The sequence below is a fragment of the Limnohabitans sp. Rim8 genome, from assembly GCF_945869175.1.
Taxonomy (GTDB): domain Bacteria; phylum Pseudomonadota; class Gammaproteobacteria; order Burkholderiales; family Burkholderiaceae_C; genus Limnohabitans_A.
In genome coordinates this window covers 1-18590 of the sequence record NZ_CAMBNZ010000056.1, presented here as the reverse complement: position 1 = coordinate 18590, position 18590 = coordinate 1, and the positions used below count along the sequence as shown (strand labels likewise).

Annotated in this window: 17 protein-coding genes and 1 pseudogene; 10 read left to right on the top strand and 8 right to left on the bottom strand. The window is 59.3% G+C overall.

Going from position 1 to position 18590, the window contains the following annotated elements; translation table 11 throughout:
• A pseudogene (locus tag Q0O19_RS09525) lies at positions 1–185 on the bottom strand (acetyl-CoA C-acyltransferase); the annotation flags it as partial.
• 121 nt (positions 186–306) lie between these two features.
• On the opposite strand from Q0O19_RS09525, the gene Q0O19_RS09520 reads away from it, so the two are divergent.
• From Q0O19_RS09520 to Q0O19_RS09485, 8 genes are read left to right on the top strand one after another with little or no spacing between them, the layout of a single operon-like run.
• On the top strand, positions 307–1470 hold the full coding sequence (locus Q0O19_RS09520; RefSeq protein WP_295522363.1) for an acyl-CoA dehydrogenase family protein: 1164 nt from the start codon (positions 307–309) through the stop codon (positions 1468–1470).
• Between the two features lie 4 nt (positions 1471–1474).
• Complete coding sequence (locus Q0O19_RS09515) at positions 1475–2140, top strand: TetR/AcrR family transcriptional regulator (RefSeq protein ID WP_295522361.1); 666 nt, start codon at positions 1475–1477, stop codon at positions 2138–2140.
• Positions 2137–3030, top strand: a complete 894-nt coding sequence (locus tag Q0O19_RS09510; protein WP_295522359.1) for an SDR family oxidoreductase — start codon at positions 2137–2139, stop codon at positions 3028–3030. The genes Q0O19_RS09515 and Q0O19_RS09510 overlap by 4 nt, the downstream gene beginning before the upstream one ends.
• The gene (locus Q0O19_RS09505) at positions 3027–4637 is read left to right on the top strand and encodes a carboxyl transferase domain-containing protein (RefSeq protein WP_295522357.1); all 1611 of its coding nucleotides are present in this window, start codon (positions 3027–3029) and stop codon (positions 4635–4637) included. Before Q0O19_RS09510 ends, Q0O19_RS09505 begins: the two co-directional genes overlap by 4 nt.
• Before the next feature lie 26 nt (positions 4638–4663).
• On the top strand, positions 4664–5836 hold the full coding sequence (locus Q0O19_RS09500; protein ID WP_295522355.1) for an acyl-CoA dehydrogenase family protein: 1173 nt from the start codon (positions 4664–4666) through the stop codon (positions 5834–5836).
• Positions 5833–6663 carry an enoyl-CoA hydratase-related protein gene (locus Q0O19_RS09495; protein ID WP_295522353.1) on the top strand — a complete coding sequence of 277 codons (831 nt, stop codon included), beginning with the start codon at positions 5833–5835 and terminating at the stop codon, positions 6661–6663. Before Q0O19_RS09500 ends, Q0O19_RS09495 begins: the two co-directional genes overlap by 4 nt.
• Positions 6660–8654 carry a biotin carboxylase N-terminal domain-containing protein gene (locus Q0O19_RS09490; protein WP_295522352.1) on the top strand — a complete coding sequence of 665 codons (1995 nt, stop codon included), beginning with the start codon at positions 6660–6662 and terminating at the stop codon, positions 8652–8654. The genes Q0O19_RS09495 and Q0O19_RS09490 overlap by 4 nt, the downstream gene beginning before the upstream one ends.
• A complete protein-coding gene (locus tag Q0O19_RS09485; RefSeq protein ID WP_295522350.1) occupies positions 8651–9820 on the top strand; it encodes an acyl-CoA dehydrogenase family protein in 1170 nt (389 codons plus the stop codon). The genes Q0O19_RS09490 and Q0O19_RS09485 overlap by 4 nt, the downstream gene beginning before the upstream one ends.
• Position 9821: 1 nt before the next feature.
• On the opposite strand, the gene Q0O19_RS09480 is transcribed toward Q0O19_RS09485, so the two are convergent.
• Both Q0O19_RS09480 and Q0O19_RS09475 read right to left on the bottom strand, forming a co-directional pair.
• On the bottom strand, positions 9822–10745 hold the full coding sequence (locus Q0O19_RS09480; RefSeq protein WP_366939063.1) for a sodium-dependent bicarbonate transport family permease: 924 nt from the start codon (positions 10743–10745) through the stop codon (positions 9822–9824).
• 86 nt (positions 10746–10831) lie between these two features.
• Positions 10832–11113, bottom strand: a complete 282-nt coding sequence (locus tag Q0O19_RS09475; protein ID WP_295522348.1) for a zf-TFIIB domain-containing protein — start codon at positions 11111–11113, stop codon at positions 10832–10834.
• A gap of 211 nt (positions 11114–11324) precedes the next feature.
• On the opposite strand from Q0O19_RS09475, the gene Q0O19_RS09470 reads away from it, so the two are divergent.
• Complete coding sequence (locus Q0O19_RS09470) at positions 11325–12218, top strand: LysR family transcriptional regulator (RefSeq protein WP_295522346.1); 894 nt, start codon at positions 11325–11327, stop codon at positions 12216–12218.
• Positions 12219–12276: 58 nt separating this feature from the next.
• Here Q0O19_RS09470 and Q0O19_RS09465 read toward each other — a convergent pair whose 3' ends face one another.
• Positions 12277–13224, bottom strand: coding sequence for a TerC family protein (locus Q0O19_RS09465; protein ID WP_295522344.1), 948 nt, complete (start codon positions 13222–13224; stop codon positions 12277–12279).
• 189 nt (positions 13225–13413) lie between these two features.
• Between Q0O19_RS09465 and Q0O19_RS09460 the strand changes: the two genes are divergently transcribed.
• Positions 13414–13818 carry a DUF2062 domain-containing protein gene (locus Q0O19_RS09460; RefSeq protein WP_295522342.1) on the top strand — a complete coding sequence of 135 codons (405 nt, stop codon included), beginning with the start codon at positions 13414–13416 and terminating at the stop codon, positions 13816–13818.
• Positions 13819–13897: 79 nt separating this feature from the next.
• Here the strand turns inward: Q0O19_RS09460 and Q0O19_RS09455 are convergent, their stop codons facing one another.
• The 4 genes from Q0O19_RS09455 to Q0O19_RS09440 all read right to left on the bottom strand — a co-directional run.
• A complete protein-coding gene (locus tag Q0O19_RS09455) occupies positions 13898–15067 on the bottom strand; it encodes an ABC transporter substrate-binding protein (RefSeq protein ID WP_295522340.1) in 1170 nt (389 codons plus the stop codon).
• Between the two features lie 37 nt (positions 15068–15104).
• Positions 15105–16961 (bottom strand): long-chain fatty acid--CoA ligase, encoded by a 1857-nt coding sequence (locus Q0O19_RS09450; RefSeq protein WP_295522338.1) that lies wholly within the window; start codon positions 16959–16961, stop codon positions 15105–15107.
• 3 nt (positions 16962–16964) lie between these two features.
• Positions 16965–17783: an ABC transporter ATP-binding protein gene (locus Q0O19_RS09445; RefSeq protein WP_295522336.1), complete on the bottom strand. Its 819-nt coding sequence runs from the start codon at positions 17781–17783 to the stop codon at positions 16965–16967.
• Positions 17780–18590, bottom strand: an 811-nt coding sequence (locus Q0O19_RS09440; RefSeq protein WP_295522334.1) for an ABC transporter ATP-binding protein, incomplete at its 5' end; no start/stop codon positions are given. The genes Q0O19_RS09440 and Q0O19_RS09445, both read right to left, overlap by 4 nt.

Below are 18590 nucleotides of genomic sequence, written 5' to 3'. Positions count from 1 at the left end.
CCAATGGGCGAGACCACGCCCATGACCACGTCGTCCACCGCAGCGGTGTCGAACTGGTTGCGGCTTTGCAGCTCGCGCAGCACGCCGCTCAAGAGACTGATCGGCTTGACCTCGTGCAGGCTGCCGTCTTTTTTGCCTTTGCCACGCGGGGTACGGATGGCGTCATAAACAAATGCTTCGCTCATGAATGTCTCCTGGAGGTCATCAGGGGGTTTGCCCTGTGTTGCTGATTTTGCAGATCAGTATAGACTTTTGCCAAGCAAACGCTTTGTATAAATAAACCCCAAAGTCTTGAAGGTGACAGCCATGATCGAACGCACGCTTTTTTCCGCCGACCACGAAGCCTTTCGCGACAGCTTTCGCCGCTTTATGGACAAGGAAATCGCCCCCCACCACGATGCCTGGGAAGAGCAAGGCTACGTGGACCGCGCCGTCTGGGACAAAGCCGGTGACAACGGCTTTTTGTGCATGACCCTGCCTGAAGCCTATGGCGGCTCAGATGCCGACAAGCTGTATTCGGTGGTGCAGATGGAAGAGCTGTCTCGCGCAGGTTTCAGTGGCATTGGCTACGGCTTGCACAGCGAAATCGTCGCCCCTTATGTCTTGCATTACGGCACCGAGGCGCAAAAGCAGAAATACCTGCCTAAGCTGGCCAGCGGCGAAATGGTCGGTGCCATCGCCATGAGTGAACCGGCGGCGGGCTCGGACCTGCAGGGCGTCAAAACGACTGCGCTCTTGCAGCCCGATGGCACCTACCTGATCAATGGCAGCAAGACCTTCATCACCAACGGCTGGCATGCCGACCTGGTGATTCTGGTGGCCAAGACCGACCCGGCCGCTGGGGCCAAAGGCACCAGCTTGTTCCTCATTGAACGCGGCATGCCCGGCTTTGAAAAGGGCAAACGTTTGAAAAAGTTGGGTCTCAAAGCGCAAGACACTTCGGAATTGTTTTTTGACAACGTCAAGGTCAGCGCCGACCAGCTGCTGGGCGGCACGGCCATGCAGGGCAAGGGTTTCATTTGCCTGATGGAGCAACTGCCTTGGGAGCGCCTGCAAATCGCAATTGGCGGCATTGCGGCGGCGCAAGCGGCCATCGACTGGACGGTGCAATACGTGAAAGACCGCCAGGTGTTTGGCCAGGCCGTGGGCAACTACCAAAACACACGCTACACCCTGGCCGAACTGCAAACCGAGGTGCAGGTGGCCCGGGTGTTTGTCGACAAATGCAGCGAATTGCTGCTGGATGACAAACTTGACACCGCCACCGCCAGCATGGCCAAGTACTGGTGCTCGGACCTGCAATGCAAGGTGATGGACGAATGCGTGCAGCTGCATGGTGGCTACGGTTACATGTGGGAATACCCCATCACCCGCGCCTATGCCGACGCCCGTGTGCAACGCATCTATGGCGGCACCAACGAGATCATGAAAGAAGTGATTTCACGCAGCATGGGTTTGGCAGGGCGTTGAGCACATGAGCGAATTGGCAACGCCCAAACGCACACGCGGTCGCCCCCGCAAGACCGAGCACGAGCGCGACGACGGCAACCGCCGCCAGGCGCTCATCTCAGCGGCGGCGCAGCTGTTTCACCGCAAGGGTTACGACGCGACCAGCACACGCGAAATCGCCGCACAAGTGGGCATGCAAGCGGGCTCGCCCTTCTACCACTTCGGCAACAAACAAGACCTGTTGCTGGCAGTGATGGTGGAGGGCATGAAGCAGGCCATTGAACGCCAACGCGCTGCCTGTATGACGCTGCGTGAAGGGCAAACCGCCCGCGAACGCTTGCGCGTGCTGATCCGCAACCAATTCGATGTGCTGCTGGGGCCTGACAGCGACTTCATCCCGGTCATGCTCTACGAATGGCGCTCATTGAGTGCGGAGCAGCAGCAGACCATCAACCAAATCAAGGACGATTACGAGGCGGTCTGGACCCCTGTGCTGCAAAACCTGCGCGACAGTGGCCAGCTGCAGGCCTCTGTCGGGCTGGCACGGTTGATGATTTTTGGGGCCTTGAACTGGTCCGTGCAATGGTACGCACCGCCTTCGGCACCCAGCCCTTCTGGACGCCAAGCCCGCGCATCGCTGGACGATTTGACCGAGGCCGCACTGGCCTTGTTTTTAAGAGCCCCCAAATGACAACACCCACGCCCTACCGCTCTGTCTTTGCACCCGGACTCCTCAGCGGCCAAGTGATCCTGGTGACCGGCGGCGGCTCGGGCATTGGCCGCTGCACCGCACACGAGCTGGCCAGCCTTGGCGCACACGTGGTGCTGGTGGGCCGCAACCCCGACAAGCTGACAGCCACAACGCAAGAGATCACGGGTGACGGTGGGCAAGCCAGTTGGCACCGCTGCGACATCCGGCGCGAAGACGATGTGAAAGCCATGGTCGCGCAGGTGGTGCAGCAGCTCGGGCGCGTCCATGGTCTGGTCAACAACGCGGGTGGGCAATACATCTCACCCCTGGCCAACACCAGCGCCAAGGGCTGGCAAGCGGTCATCGACACCAACCTCACGGGTGGCTTTTTGGTGGCACGCGAGTGCTTCAACCAAAGCATGCAGCACCACGGCGGCGTGGTGGTCAACATTGTGGCCGACATGTGGGGCTCCATGCCGGGCATGGGACACAGCGGCGCAGCGCGCACCGGCATGGTCAGTTTCACCGAAACCGCCGCCTTGGAGTGGGCCACCAGCGGTGTGCGCGTCAATGCCGTGGCCCCGGGCTACATCGCCAGCAGTGGCATGGACCATTACCCGCCCGAGGCCGGTCCGATGTTGCGCGAAATGCGCAACACGGTGCCGCAAGGCCGATTTGGCAACGAAGCCGAAACCTCGGCAGCGATTGTTTTTTTGCTCACCCCAGCGGCCAGTTTCATCAGCGGCAGCGTGCTGCGCGTGGACGGTGCCCGCCCGCAAATGCGCATGGGCTGGCAGCAAGCCGTGGCCAAGGCCGATGTGCAAGAGCGCGATGCCGTCAAAGCCTTTGACGGCTTTCACCGTGCTGTCACCCCCAAGGTTTTCCAATGACTTTTGAATCCACCTGGAACCCGTACAGCCCTGTGGCACAGCTGCGGCGCGAAGCGGCGCTCGCCCGCTTGGCGCAATGGCAGGCCCTGCAAGACCGCGCAGCTCTTGCCTCGGCCCAGTCCCAACCGGTTTTCGACAAACGCGGGCAACTGCTGCCGCGTGAGCGCGTGGCCTTGCTGCTGGACCCGGGTGCGCCCTTCTTGCCGCTGTGCGCGCTGGCGGGCTTCATGCAAGACACCCCAGACCCTGCCAAATCGGTGCCCGGCGGCGGCATGATCGCTGGGATTGGATTCATCCGAGGCGTGCGCTGCATGGTGGTGGCCAGCGACTCGGGCATCGAAGCCGGCGCAATCCAAGCGCGGGGCCTAGAAAAGATTTTGCGTGTGCAAGAACTGGCACTCGAAAACAAACTGCCCTTTGTGCACCTGGTCGAGAGCGCCGGGGCCAACCTGATGCAATACAAAGTCGAGGGTTTTGTGCTGGGCGGCAGCCTGTTTCGCAACCTCGCCCGATTGTCAGCGGCGGGCCTGCCGGTGCTCACGGTGCAACACGGCTCAGGCACCGCAGGCGGGGCCTATATGCCGGGGCTGAGTGACACGGTCATCATGGTGCGCGGCAGGTCACGGGCGTTTTTGGCGGGGCCGCCTTTGCTCAAAGCCGCCACAGGCGAAGTGGCCACCGAAGAGGAACTGGGCGGGGCCGAGATGCACACCAGTGTCTCGGGCCTGGGCGAATACCTCTGTGAAGACGACCGCCACGCGCTGGGCACGGCCCGCGATGTGGTGGCGCGTTGGGACTGGCCAGCGCACAGTCCCAAGCACACTGGCAAGCCCCCACGCCTGGACGCCGAAGAACTGCTGGGCCTGATGCCCGCGCACCACCGCGAACCCATCGACATGCGCGAAGTCATCTTGCGCCTGGCGGACGATTCGGATTTTCTGGAATTCAAGCCCCTGTTCGGCGCGGCCACGGTGTGTGCGCAAGCGCGCATCGGTGGCCATGCGGTGGGCCTCATCAGCAACAACGGGCCGATCAACGTGGCCGGGGCCAACAAGGCGACGCACTTCATCCAGTGGATGTGCCAGCTGGGTCACCCCCTCATTTATCTGCAAAACACCACCGGCTACATGGTGGGCAAAGACAGCGAACAGGGCGGCATGATCAAGCACGGCTCCAAGATGATCCAGGCGGTGACCAGCGCCAGCGTGCCGCAGATCACCATCCAGTGCGGTGCCTCCTTTGGTGCAGGCAACTACGGCATGTGCGGCCGGGGTTATGCACCGCGCTTTTTGTTCAGCTGGCCAAACGCCAAAACTGCAGTGATGGGCGGCGAGCAAGCCGCCCGCACCATGCAAATAGTGGCCGAGGCGGGCATGGCCCGCAAAGGCATCACGCCCGACCCCGAAAAAATGCAGGCCCAATTCGACAAGATCGTCGCGCTGTTTGAAGCCCAGGCCGATGCCTTTTACACCAGTGGACTGGTGCTCGACGACGGCGTGATCGACCCGCGCGACACCCGCAGCGTGCTCGGCTTTTGTCTGGACACCTGTGCCGAGAGCGCAGCACGCCAACCCCGGGCCACAAGCTTTGGCGTGGCCCGCATGTGAACAATCAAAACCAAAGGAGACACCCCATGCAATACACCCACGAACACCGCGAGATCCAGAATACGCTCAAGCGTTTCATCGAGGCCGAGATCAACCCCCATGTGGACGAATGGGAAGCCGCCGAAATTTTCCCGGCCCACGAGGTTTTCAAAAAGATGGGCAACTTGGGTCTGTTGGGCCTGACCAAGCCCGAAGCCTACGGGGGTTCGGGGCTGGACTATTCGTACAGCATGGCCATGGCCGAGGCGCTGGGCCACATCGACTGTGGCGGCATTCCCATGGCCATTGGCGTGCAAACCGACATGGCCACCCCTGCGCTGGCGCGTTTTGGCAGTGACGAATTGCGCGCACAATTTTTGGCCCCTGCGATTGCAGGCGACATGGTGGGTTGCATCGGCGTGAGCGAACCGGCTGCAGGCAGCGATGTGGCGGGCATCAAGACTGTGGCGCGCAAGGACGGCGACGATTACGTGATCAGTGGCCAAAAAATGTGGATCACCAACAGCTTACAGGCCGACTGGATGTGCATGCTGGTCAACACCGGCGAGGGCCCGATCCATAAAAACAAAAGCCTCGTGATGGTGCCCATGCGCGAAAACGGCAAGCTGCTGCCCGGCATCGAAGTGGGCAAAAAAATCAAGAAAATCGGCATGAACAGCAGCGACACCGGCTTGATTTATTTCGACGAGGTGCGCGTGCCGCAACGCTACCGCATCGGTGCCGAAGGGCAGGGCTTCATCTACCAGATGCAGCAGTTCCAGGAAGAACGTCTGTGGTGCGCGGCCAGCACACTGCAGTCGCTCACCAACTGCGTGCAGTGGACGGTGGAGTGGGCGCAAGAGCGCAAGCTGTTTGGCTCGACCTTGGCCGACCAGCAGTGGGTCCAGTTCAAACTGGCCGAACTGAAAGCCGACATCGAATGCCTGCGTGCCCTGACCTACCAAGCCTGCGAACATTACATCGCGGGCGAAGACGTGACCGAGTGGGCCACCATGGCCAAACTCAAAGCGGGCCGTTTGAACCGAACCGTACCCGACACCTGCCTGCAGTTTTGGGGCGGCATGGGATTCACCTGGGAAAACAAGGTCTCGCGCATGTACCGCGACGGCCGTCTGGCCTCGATTGGCGGCGGGGCCGACGAGGTCATGCTGGGCATCTTGTCCAAAATGATGGGCATTGCCAAACGTCCCCAGCCATGAACACACGCATGAGCACGCCGTTGAGCAACACTTTGCAGATCTCGCGCGAAGGGGTCGTCGAGACCTGGACGATGAACGACCCGGCCACACGCAACGCCCTGAGCGACGCGGTGGTGGACGGCTTGTTGCAAGCCTGTGCGCGTGCAGCGCAAGACGCCACGTTGCGCATCGTGGTGCTGACCGGCGCAGGCGGTGCCTTTTGCGCAGGTGGCAGTTTGGGCGGCTTTGCCAGCCTGATTGGCCAGCCCTTGCAAACAGGCCAAACCGACCCACTGCTGGCCATGAACAAAAGCTTTGGCGACCTGCTGCACGCACTGTGCGCTCTGCCCCAGCTGCTGGTGTGCCGGGTCGATGGCCCGGCCATGGGCGGCGGTTTTGGCTTGGTGTGCTGCGCCGACCATGTGCTGGCCACAGAGCGCTCTGTGCTGGGCACGCCCGAAGTCACGCTGGGCCTACCCCCTGCACAGATTGCGCCTTTTGTGTGGCAACGCCTCGGCGAAAGCGCGGCACGCCAGTGCCTGCTGCAAGGCCTGAGCTACACCGCAGCGCAAGCGCTGCAAGTGGGTTTGGTGAACGAGGTGATCAAAGAGGACAGCGATGCTGTGTGGCAAAAAACGCTGACGCGCCTCATGCGCGCTGCGCCCGGCGCGGTGGCCAGTACCAAGCAATTGCTGCGGCAACTGCGTGGCCCGGTGACGGATTTGCGCGACGTCGCTGCACAAGCCTTTGCCCAAGGTCTGCGCAGCGCCGAAGCCGCACAAGGCCTGGCCGCATTTGCACGCAAACAGCCTGCGCCTTGGACACTTTCTGGCAAGGTCCCTGCATGACCGCCACTTTGCCCACCACCGCTCACGCCCAAATCACCCGCCTGCTGATCGCCAACCGGGGCGAGATCGCACGTCGCGTGATCCGCACTGCCCAGCGCATGGGCATCGAGACGGTGGCGGTTTATTCAGAGCCCGACCGCGATGCCTTGCATGTGCTGGAAGCCGACACCGCTGTCGCATTGGACGGCACGCTGTCGTCCGACACGTATTTGCGCATCGACAAACTCTTGCATGCGGCACGCGATACCGGGGCCGACGCGGTGCACCCGGGCTATGGTTTTTTGAGCGAGAACGCCGAGTTTGCACAAGCTGTGATCGACGCGGGGCTGACTTGGGTCGGTCCACCCCCTTCGGCCATCCGCGCACTGGGCAGCAAGTCGGCCGCCAAAGCGCTGGCCTTGACGCATGGCGTGCCCTGCCTGCCGGGCTACTTTGGTGCAGACCAAAGCGACGCCACCTTCACCGCACAAGCCCAGCAGCTGGGCTTGCCGCTCATGGTGAAAGCGGTGGCCGGCGGCGGTGGGCGCGGCATGCGTCTGGTGAGCGACATGGCCCAACTGTTGCCCGCACTGCACAGCGCCCGATCCGAGGCACTGGCAGGATTTGGCCACGGCGATTTGTTGATGGAGCGCGCCTTGCTGCGGCCACGCCACATCGAAGTGCAAATCATGGCCGACCGGCATGGCCACTGCATCCACCTGGGCGAGCGCGACTGCTCGGTGCAACGGCGCCATCAAAAGATCATCGAAGAATCACCCAGTCCCGCTGTGAGCCCCACGCTGCGCGAGCAACTGGGACAAGCGGCCATCGCACTCGCTCAATCGGCGGGCTATTTGGGCGCGGGCACGGTGGAGTTTTTGTTGGACGAAGCACAAGCCGACAAGCCCTTCTATTTGATGGAAATGAACACCCGCTTGCAGGTGGAACACCCGGTGACCGAGATGCTCACCGGCCTGGATTTGGTGGCGTGGCAGCTGCTCATTGCGCGCGGCGAACCGCTCCCACTGACGCAAGCCGATGTGCGACTGCAAGGTCATGCGATGGAAGTGCGGCTGTGCGCCGAAGACGAACACTTCACCCCTCAGACTGGCACGGTACGAGCTTTTTCTGCCCCTGAGGGTTTGCGCTTTGACCATGCCTTGTATGACGGCGCAGTGGTCACCCCGCACTACGACGCCATGCTGGGCAAGCTCATTGCCCACGCCCCTACACGTCTGGAAGCCATAGACCAGCTGCGCAATGGCTTGAACCAAACGGTGGTGCTGGGACTGCCCACCAACCGCGCTTTTTTGGCCGCGTGCTTGCAGCACCCGGTATTGCGTGCCGGTGAGGCCTTGATCCCCTTTTTGGCCGAGCAGGCCGACACGGTACGCCAAAGCCTGCACGCCAGCCCCGATGCACGCACCGTGGCCACACTGGCCGTGCTGTATGCCCAGAAAGCGCCTGCTGCCAGCATGCCCAGCCCTTTCACACGGCCTGTGCGCATGGGTCTGGGTTCTGAAACTTTCTCGTTGAAACTGCAGGAAAAGGGACAGGGCCGAGTGCGCATCGAAGCAAACGGTGCCACACACCTGGCCCGGTTGGATTGCAGCGCTGAGATGCTGTACATCGACCTGAACGGCAACCGCTGGCAAGCCCGCGCTGTGGCGTGCCGAGGCACAGGTGCCGCCACACAGTGGCATGTGCAACTGCAAGGTCCCCAATGCGTGGAGCTGTGGCTGAGTGACCAAAGTCTCAGCGCACCGAGCACGGGCGCCAGTGCACAAGCCGTAGAGGCTTTGCGTGCGCCCTTCAACGGCAAGCTGATCGCACTGCATGTGCAAGAGGGGACTCTGGTCAAGCAGGGCGATGCCGTGCTGGTGATCGAGTCGATGAAGCTCGAACATCTTTTGTCTGCCCCGCGCGATGCGCTGGTGCACAGCATCTCGGCCCATGTGGGCCAACAAGTTGCACCTGGCCAGGTGCTGGTGCAATGGAAGGACGCCATATGAACACCCCTGACCTGACGCCAGATTTCACCACCGAAGACCTCCACAGCCTTCTGGCGACCGTGGAGCGCTTTGCCCGTGAGGCCATCGCCCCGCATGTGCCCGTCTGGGAAGAGACGGGGCAGTTTGACCGCTCGCTGTACACCCAAGCCGCACAATTGGGCCTGCTGGGGCTTGGTTACCCCGAAAACCTGGGTGGCACGCCCGTCCCTTGGAGGGCGCGCAATGCCATGTCTCAAACGCTGGCACGTTACGGCGGCAGCGGCGGCGTGATGGCCAGCCTGTTTTCGCTCAACATCGGCCTGCCCCCGGTGATGGCGCATGGCAGTGCCGAGTTGCAAGCCGAGGTGGTGCCGCCCGTGCTGCGCGGCGAACGCATTGCGGCTTTGGCCATCACCGAGCCCGGCGGCGGCTCAGACGTGGCCAGCTTGCGCACCACAGCGCGCGCCGACGGGACCGACTATGTGATCGACGGCGAAAAAGTCTTCATCACCTCGGGTCTTCGTGCCGACTGGATCACTTTGGCGGTGCGCACCGACCTCACCAGCAAAGGGGCCAGTGGCATCTCCATGATCGTGGTGCCGGGTGACACCCCTGGCATCTCGCGCACGCGCCTGCACAAAATGGGCTGGCACAGCTCGGACACAGCGCAACTGCGCTTTGAGGGGGTGCGCGTGCCCCAGCGCTACCGGCTGGGCGAAGAGGGCGCGGGCTTCAAGATGATCATGGGCAACTTCAATGGCGAGCGCTTGGCCATGTCGGCCATGGCGCTGGGCTTTGCCCAGGCTTGCTTTGACGAGGCCCTGTCTTGGAGCCGTGAGCGCCACACCTTTGGAGCGGCCCTGATCGATCGCCAAGTGATTCGCCACAGGCTGATGGACATGCAAATGCGCATCTCGTCCACCCAGGCCTGGGTCGATGCGGTGACCCAGCAAGCCGATGCAGGACAGAACGGTGGCGAGTGGGTGGCCCAAGTGTGTCTTTTGAAAAACCACGCCACCCAAACCATGCAATTTTGCGCCGATGCTGCGGTGCAATTGCTCGGGGCCATGGGCTACATGCGCGGCACGGTGAGCGAAAGGGTTTACCGCGAAGTCAAAGTGATGATGATCGGTGGGGGTGCCGAAGAAATCATGAAAGAACTGGCGGCCAAGCAGTTGGGCGTTTGAATCAGCCTATGAATATGTGTGCTGCATGGAGGTACAAAGGAATGCCCAGCAATATATTGAAAGGGAATGTCAAGCCCAGCGACATGCCGAAATAGAGCGAAGGACTGGCTTCTGGTATGGCGTGCCGTATGACCGCTGGCACCGCAATATAGGACGCACTGGCCGACAACACCATCAACAAAGCTGCATTACCCACCGAGAAGCCAAGTGCCCATGCCATCACCAACGCCAAAGAAGCATGGACAAGCGGACCCAAAACGGCATAGACCACCAGCCAAAGTGACTGGCCTTTGATCTGCGGCATATTGCGCGCAGCCAACAGCCCCATGTCAAGTAAAAAAAAGGCCAGCATGCCTTTGAACAAATCCACCGAAAAAGGCTTCATGGCCAATTGGCCGGCTTCACCCGTCAATACGCCGATCACCATGGCCCCCAACAGCAACATCTGCGCACCGTCCGTCAACGCCTCGTGCAATAAGCCGCCCATGCGTGGGTTACCGCTCGCTTTGAGCGCCCTATTGCCATGGGTCAAGTTGGCACTGACGTTCATCTTCCTGCGCACATGGTTGGCCATGACCACCGCAAACACCATCGCAGGCGACTCCATCAAGGCCATGGCCGCAGCCATGTGCCCCCCAAATGCCACCCCTTGATTATCCAGGTGTTGAACCGCTGTGATGAAGGTCACTGCGCTGACTGAGCCGTAAGTCGCGGCGATGGCTGCCGCATCAAAGCCCGACAAAAAACGGCACAAAACCACATAGCCCACCATGGGCACAACCAATGCCATCGTCAGTGCAGCCCCCAAGCTGACGACCACTTCACGACTCAAACCTGATTGCGCCAGCGCAAATCCGCCTTTGAGGCCCAAGGCCATCAACAGGTACAGAGACAGGAATCGCGAAATCGACGGGGGAATTTCCAAATTTGACTTCAAAGATCCAGCCAGCATGCCGAACACAAAAACAAAATGGCTGGATCTGAGAAACTGATCATTTCTTCATTGATTCTTTAATCAAAGATTTCGTGCAGCCAGGATTTCTTGCGCTTGTGGCTTTCGCGCTCATCCCAGCCGTAACGCCCTTTGTCATAAGTTGGCGGGAGCGGCATAGTCTGTGCAGGCTGGCGTGTTGCGGTGGCTTGTAAGGGCATAGCGCCGGCGGCGCGGTCCAACAATTTGTCAAGCTCGCCACGGTCTAACCAAATACCTCTGCAAGCTGGACAGTAGTCGATCTCCACGCCCTGACGTTCGGCCATCACGAGAGGAGTGTCGGTGCACGTAGGGCATTTCATGGTGATTCCTTTGAATTTAGACAAGCGCAACATCTGGACCAAACTTTCATCCGCTCACCAGCACCGTTTGGCAACTCACTTGCTGTCGCCGCAAATGAAATGAACTTGCCAGAGCGCATCCAGTGCATGCGACAAATGCTCTGAATGTAAGGTCGAAATTTATCTTGTAAAAGATGATAATGACTGATAAACCATCTTGAAAAACCTGAATATGCGTACAACCTTCAACTACAAGCACTTGTATTACTTTTGGGTCGTGGCCAAGGAGGGTGGCATCACCCGTGCCGCCGACAAGCTGGACATGGCGGTGCAAACAGTGAGCGCACAGGTGCGCGAACTTGAACGCTCCCTTGGTTATGCCTTACTTAAACCTGCAGGGCGCGGTTTAACATTGACCGACGCTGGAATAGCAGCCATGCAGCAGGCTGACCAAATTTTCCAATTGGGTGAAAATTTACCCAGCAAGGTGCGCGACGCCGTGAGTTCTCCCACCGTTCGACTGGCCGCAGGCATCTCGGACGGCCTGCCCAAACTGGTCGTGCGCCGCTTGATGCAGCCTGTGATGGGCGAGCCAAATTTGCGCTTGTTGTGCCACGAGGGCGAGTTTGATGAGCTCTTGGGTGACTTGGCCTTGCACCGTTTGGACGTCGTGCTGTCAGACCGTCCCGCACCGAGCAACGCCAACATCAAGCTCTACAACCACGCACTGGGATCGTCTGCCGTGTCTTGGTACGGCAGTGCGGACTTGGTCAAGTCAGCCAAAAAGAAGTTCCCAGCCAGCCTGACCGATGTGCCGGTGCTGCTGCCCACTGGCCACACCGCCGTGCGCACCCGACTAGACCATTGGTTTGATCACCATGGCTTCACACCACGTATCGTGGGCGAATTCGAAGACAGTGCCTTGCTCAAGACCTTTGGCGAAAGCGGCATGGGCGTGTTCCCGGCTGCCGAATGGATGCATGACGAGCTGCTGGCGCACTACGATGTGAAGCGTTTGGGACCATGCGAAGGCGTGAAAGAACATTTTTTTGCCATTGGTACCGAAAAGAAAGTGCAACATCCACTGGTGCAGCGGCTGCTGCAAGCCACAGAAGCCGCTGTTTGAAAAGCAAAGAGGCCCCGGGACACCAAGAACCCGGGGTCTCTTTTGAAGATGCTGCCCATCAAGCCTTGGCTGAACGCACACTCAACAACATGGTTGCAGCCAAGATACCAACCACCACACCCAGCGAGATGCCCACCGGAATCTTGAACACGTCGATCAGGCACATCTTGGTGCCGATGAACACCAGGATCACTGCCAGGCCGTAGTTCAACAAATGGAACTTGTTGGCCACAGCAGCCAACAGGAAATACATGGCACGCAAACCCAGGATCGCAAACACGTTGCTGGTCAGCACGATGAAGGGGTCAGAGGTGATCGCGAAAATAGCCGGAATCGAGTCCACCGCAAAAATCAGATCGGTCAAGGCGATCAGGCAGATCACCATGAACAAGGGGGTCGCAATCTTTTTGCCGTTTTCGATTGTCCAAAATTTTTCACCATCGTAGTTCTGACTGACGGGCAAGACTTTGCGCAGCAACTTGAGCGCCGGATTGTCGTCCAGATCAGGCTCCTTGCCCGCAGCCCACCACATCTTCACACCCGTCAGGATCAGGAAGGCACCGAAGACATAGAGCACCCAGTGGAACTCGGCCAGCAACCAACCGCCCACCAAAATCATGATGGTGCGCAAAACGATGGCGCCGATGATGCCAATCATCAGCACACGCTTCTGGAAATTCGCAGGTACGGCGAAGTAAGTGAAGATCATCAGAAAGACAAAAATGTTGTCTACCGCGAGTGATTTTTCAATCAGGTAACCCGTCAAGAATTCCAGCGACTTGGTGTTCGCCATCTCCACCGAACCGGTGGTGTCCTTGATGGCCCACCAGAACAGCCCATTGAACAAAAAGCTCAACGCGATCCAAATCAGGGACCAATTCAGCGCCTCCTTGACGCCGATGTCGTGGGCACCTTGCTTTTTGAGCACCACAAAATCTACAAACAGCGAGACCAACACAATGGCCACGAATGTAGCCCAGAGCCACAGGGGAGCGATGGTTTCCATCAAACACCTCATTGATATTGAACACACAATGGAAGCCGAATTGATCTTTGAACGGACTCGAAGGGATCTCCAGTCAGATGACCGATCAATTGACACGTATGCATATATTTTTACTGAATAAATTCATTATTCATTCTTGAAAAACAAGAGTATTCAACTTGGTTTTCTTGCTTTTTTCTGAAGAATTTGATGAGCAACATGACTGACCGACCCACCGGAAGCGCCATGTCTTTCTTCAAAAAACTGAACTCCTCACTGCAAAGGGCATTACCAACACGCGAATCACTGGCCCAATATGCTTGGTTAAAACCTATTGCACACCACCTGCTCAACCCTCAACTGTGGAGGCTGAAGCGCGAATCGGTGGCACGAGGCGTGGCCATTGGCACTTTTTGGGCGTTTGTGATTCCTTTGGGACAGACTTTTGTCGCTGCAGCCCACTGCACATGGTGGCGCGGCAACATTCCAGCAGCGGCTGTCATGACCATGTTGACCAACCCTCTGACTTTTGGTTTTTGGCTCTGGCTGGCCTACCCTGTGGGTCAGCTGTTCATGGGTGAGCCCATACCCATTCAAGCCTTGCCCGACGTTTGAGTGTTGAGTGGCCCCAAAAAAAACCGCCAGGCCCTTGCGGGCACTGGCGGTTTGTTTCATGCAGCGAGGGCTGCAGGATTTACTTCTTGTCGCTGAAGTAGCCCGAGGTCACCTTCCAGCGACCGTCGATGATTTGCGACATGCGCGAAGCGTTGCTGCCCAGACGCTTGGTGGCAGTGAACGTCATTTCGCCTGTGCCGAAAATATCGGGCGGGATCACCATCGTGTCCATGGCCTTGATGATGCTCTCGGTGGTCACGTTGTTGCCAGATTTCTCAACTGCGCGCAAAAACGAGTCAATGGCGTTGTAACCGTAGACCGAGAACACGGTCGGGTCTTCATTGAACTTGGTCTTGTACTTGTTGGCCCAGAAACGGATGGGCTGTGCGGCCTCGTCCAGGTAAGGGTGCTGGGTCGACATGGTGGAATAAAAGCCATTCATGGCAGGGCCGCCCAATTTGTGGATCAGGTCGGTGTAAGACGCGCTCGAACCGAGGAAAGTGGGGTTGAAGCCCAGACGACGCGCAGTGGCGATGCCACCAATGGTTTCGCGGATGATGGTGCCCATGACCACGAAGTCACACTTGGACGAGGCCAGCTTTTGCATCTGCGATGCAAAGTCCGTGGCACCGCGCTTGTAAGTGGTGACTTCGGCAAATTGCATGCCCATGCTCTTGAGGCCTTCTTCGGCACCACGGAACACTTCCAAACCAAATTCATCGTCTTGGTGCATCGCGCAGATTTGCTTGGCGTTCTTTTCCTTCACCAGGATCGGCACACCCAGTCGCATCTGATCGTAGTAGGTGGCGGCAAACGAGTACTTGAGCTTGTGGAAAGGTTCGTACATTTCACGCGCTGCAGTGACTGGGAAAAAGTTGATCACATTCTTCTGGAACTGCACCGGCATGGCCGCCATGTTTTGCGCAGTGCCAATGTGGCCGATCATGGCAAAAATCTTGTCCTGGTTAACCAGCTTTTGTGCCGCCAGCACGGCGCGACGCGGGTCATAAGCCGAGTCTTCGACCAGCAATTTGAACTTGCGGCCATTGATGCCGCCTTGCTCGTTGGCTTCGTCCACACGCAGCATCATGCCCAGGCGCACTTGCTTGCCAAAGCCCGCCAGCGGCCCGGACAAGTCTTGGATCGAGCCGAGCGTGATTTCGGTTTTGGACACCCCTTGCGTTTGGGCCAGGGCCACGCCCGCGGTGAGCGCCATCGCAGCGGCGAACAGACTGAGTTTGAGTTTCATGGTGCAGGTCTCCTGTTGAAAGTGAAAGGTGAATAGGTCAGCGGTACATCGCTTCAATTTGAGGCGTATATTTCTTTTCGACCAGTTTGCGCTTGAGCTTCATGGTCGGCGTGAGTTCTTCGTCTTCGGCGCTCAGCTGGGTGTCTAGCAACCAGAACTTCTTGATCTGCTCGACGCGGGCAAACTTCTTGTTCACCCGATCCATCTCGCCCTGAATGAGCGCCTGCACCTGCGCAGCATGTGTGAGGCTCGCGTAGTTGGAGAAAGGCACATCGTTGTCTTGTGCGTATTTCTCGACGTTTTCCTGGTCGATCATGACGATCACGGTCAGGTAAGGGCGTTTGTCGCCGATGACCACCGCGTCGGTGACGTAGGGGGAAAATTTCAATTCGTTTTCCAACTCGCTGGGGGTGATGTTTTTGCCGCCAGCCGTGATGATGATGTCTTTCATGCGATCGGTGATGCGGAAAAACCCTTCCTCGTCGACCACGCCCACGTCGCCCGTGTGCAGCCAGCCGTCGGCATCGATGGTTTCAGCCGTTTTCTCGGGCTGGTTCAGGTAGCCCATGAAGACATTGGGGCCACGCACCAAAATTTCGCCGGTCACCGGGTCCAGACGCATCTCGTTGAACTCGGCCGCAGGGCCAATGGAGCCTGGCTTGATGCGGTCGGCGGGAACGCCAGTGGCCGCACCACAGGTCTCGGTCATGCCCCAGACTTCCAGCATGGGCAAGCCCAGCGCCAAATACCAACGCACCAGATCAGGGGAAATGGGGGCTGCACCCGTGACCAGAAAGCGCGCACGGTGAATGCCGATCATTTTGCGCACATTGTTCAGCGCCAGCAATCGAGCCACATGAAAGCGCAACTTCAAGCTGACGGGCACCGGCTTTTGCGCCAGCACCAAATCGGCCACTTGCTGGCCCACACCTATCGCCCAGCCATAAACGGCTTGCTGCAGACCACCGGCTTCCTTGAGCGCGATCATCACGCCCGAGTAAAACTTCTCCCACACACGGGGCACGGCGGTGAACACGGTGGGCGCGATTTCGCGCACGTTCTCGGGCACGGTTTCGGGGTTCTCGACAAAGTTGAGTTTGGCCCCGGTGTACATCGAGAAATATTCGCCGCCCATGCGCTCGGCAATGTGGCACAAGGGCAAAAAGCACATGCACTCGTCACGCTCGTCGCGAGCGATCAAGGTGTTGTAACCCCGCACGCTGTAGACCAAACCCCGGTGGCTGTGCATGCCGCCTTTGGGTTTGCCGGTGGTGCCCGAGGTGTAAACCAAAATAGCCAACTCTTCGGGCTGGCAAGCCAGTGTGCGCTGCACCAACAGTTCGGGATGTGCTTTCAGATGCTCGCGGCCCTGGGCGCGCAATTCTTTCAGGCTGATGACCTGCGGATCATGGAAGTCGCGCAGACCCTCCATGTCGAACACCACGATTTTTTGCAACAAGGGCAAGGTGTCACGCACGGCCAAGGCCTTGTCGAGTTGTTCGTCGTCCTCGACAAACAGAACGCGGGTGCTTGAGTCTTCGCAAAGGTAATGCACTTGCTCGGCCGCGTCGGTCGGGTAGATGCCGTTGGACACGCCACCGGCGCTCAGCACGGCCAGGTCGCACAGCACCCACTCGATGTTGGTGTTGGCCAAAATGGAGGCGGTGTGCCGGGCCTCAAAGCCCAAGGCCATCAGGCCATGACCGATCTCGCGCACGGCTTGAGCGGTCTCGTTCCAAGTCCAACTGCGCCAGATGCCAAAGTCTTTTTGGCGCATCCAGACACGGGGGCCGCGTGCGGCCACGGCGTTCCAGAAGATGGCGGGGATGGTCTCGCCCGCCATGACGACATTTTTTTGCGGCGCAATGCCAGAGGTGTCCCAGAGTTGGCTCATGTTTTATCTCCAGGTTTTCTTCTTTTTCCAACGGCGGTCGGCGCGCACGCCCTCTTCCTTCATGCCCAAGTAAAACTCCTTGATGTCCTCTTTTTCACGCAAGCGGGCACAGGTGTCTTCCATGACGATGCGACCGTTTTCCAGCACATAACCGTAATCGGAGGCGTTGAGCGCCATGTTGGCGTTTTGCTCGACCAGCAAGATGGTGGTGCCGCGTTCGCGGTTGATGCGCACCACGATCTCGAAGATTTCCTTGGTCAGCTTCGGGGACAGGCCTAGGCTCGGTTCGTCGAGCAAGATCAGGTCGGGGTTGGCCATCAGCGCTCGGCTGATGGCCAGCATCTGCTGCTGACCGCCTGAGAGCAAACCCGCATCTTGCGCGGCCCGCTCGCGCAGGATGGGAAAGTAGTTGTACACGGCTTCCATGTCGCGCGCCACGCCATCGCGGTCCTTGCGGGTGTAGGCGCCCATGAGCAGGTTGTCGCGAATCGACAGCAGCGGGAACACCTCGCGCCCTTCGGGCACATGCATCAGGCCTCGCTGCACGATGATGGCAGGGTCTTGCGCAGTGATGCTTTGGCCCTTGAACTCGATCGAACCCTTGCGCGGGTCGATGATGCCGCTGATGGTTTTGAGGATGGTGGTCTTGCCCGCGCCGTTGGAGCCAAGCACAGTGGCAATCTCGCCTTGGCGCACCTGCAGGCTCACGCCGCGAATCGCCTTGATCGGGCCATAGGCGCTCTCCACGTTGAGCAACTTGAGCATCACGTTCTCATCGGCCGCCTCTGCCGACGTGTTCAGGGTTTGGATGGCTGCGCTCATGGGGCACCTCCGGGCACGTAATTTTCGCGACGAAAAGCAGACACGTCGTCCACCGAGCCCAGATAGGCTTCAATCACGCCGGGGTCGCTTTGCACCTGACTGGGGGTGCCGGTGGCGATTTCTTCGCCCTGGCTCATGGCCAACACGCGGTCCGACACTTTGGAGACCAAACTCATGTCGTGCTCCACCATCAGCACAGTGATGCCCAACTCGTTTTTGATGTCCGAAATCCAGAAGGCCATGTCTTCGGTTTCCTCGACGTTCAGGCCCGAAGAGGGCTCGTCCAGCAGCAGCAGCTTGGGCGCTGTGCACAGAGCGCGGGCCAGCTCGACCACTTTGCGCACGCCATAAGGCAAGCCTGCCACCATCGAGTCGCGGTGGTGTTGCAGGTCCAGAAAGTCAATGACCTCCTCGACTTTCTCACGCGCCTCCATCTCACCCGCACGGGTTTTGCCAGTGAAGAACATTTCGCTCCACAGCCCCGTCTTGCGGTGTGTGTGGCGGCCAATCAAGAGGTTTTGCAGCACGGTGGCGTGCTCGAACAGTTCAATGTTCTGAAATGTGCGGGCAATGCCCAGCCCGGCTATTTGGTGCGGCGGTTGGTCAGTCAGGCGAAGGGTGCCTTGCGGCCCGGCAAAGTCAATCGCGCCCGTGGTGGGGGTGGAGATGCGGCTGATCAGGTTGAACACCGTGGTCTTGCCAGCACCATTGGGGCCAATCAGGGTGAAGACCTCGCCGCGCTTGACGTCGAAGCTGACCTTGTTGACGGCCAGCACGCCGCCAAAGCGCACGCTCAGGTCTTGGGCG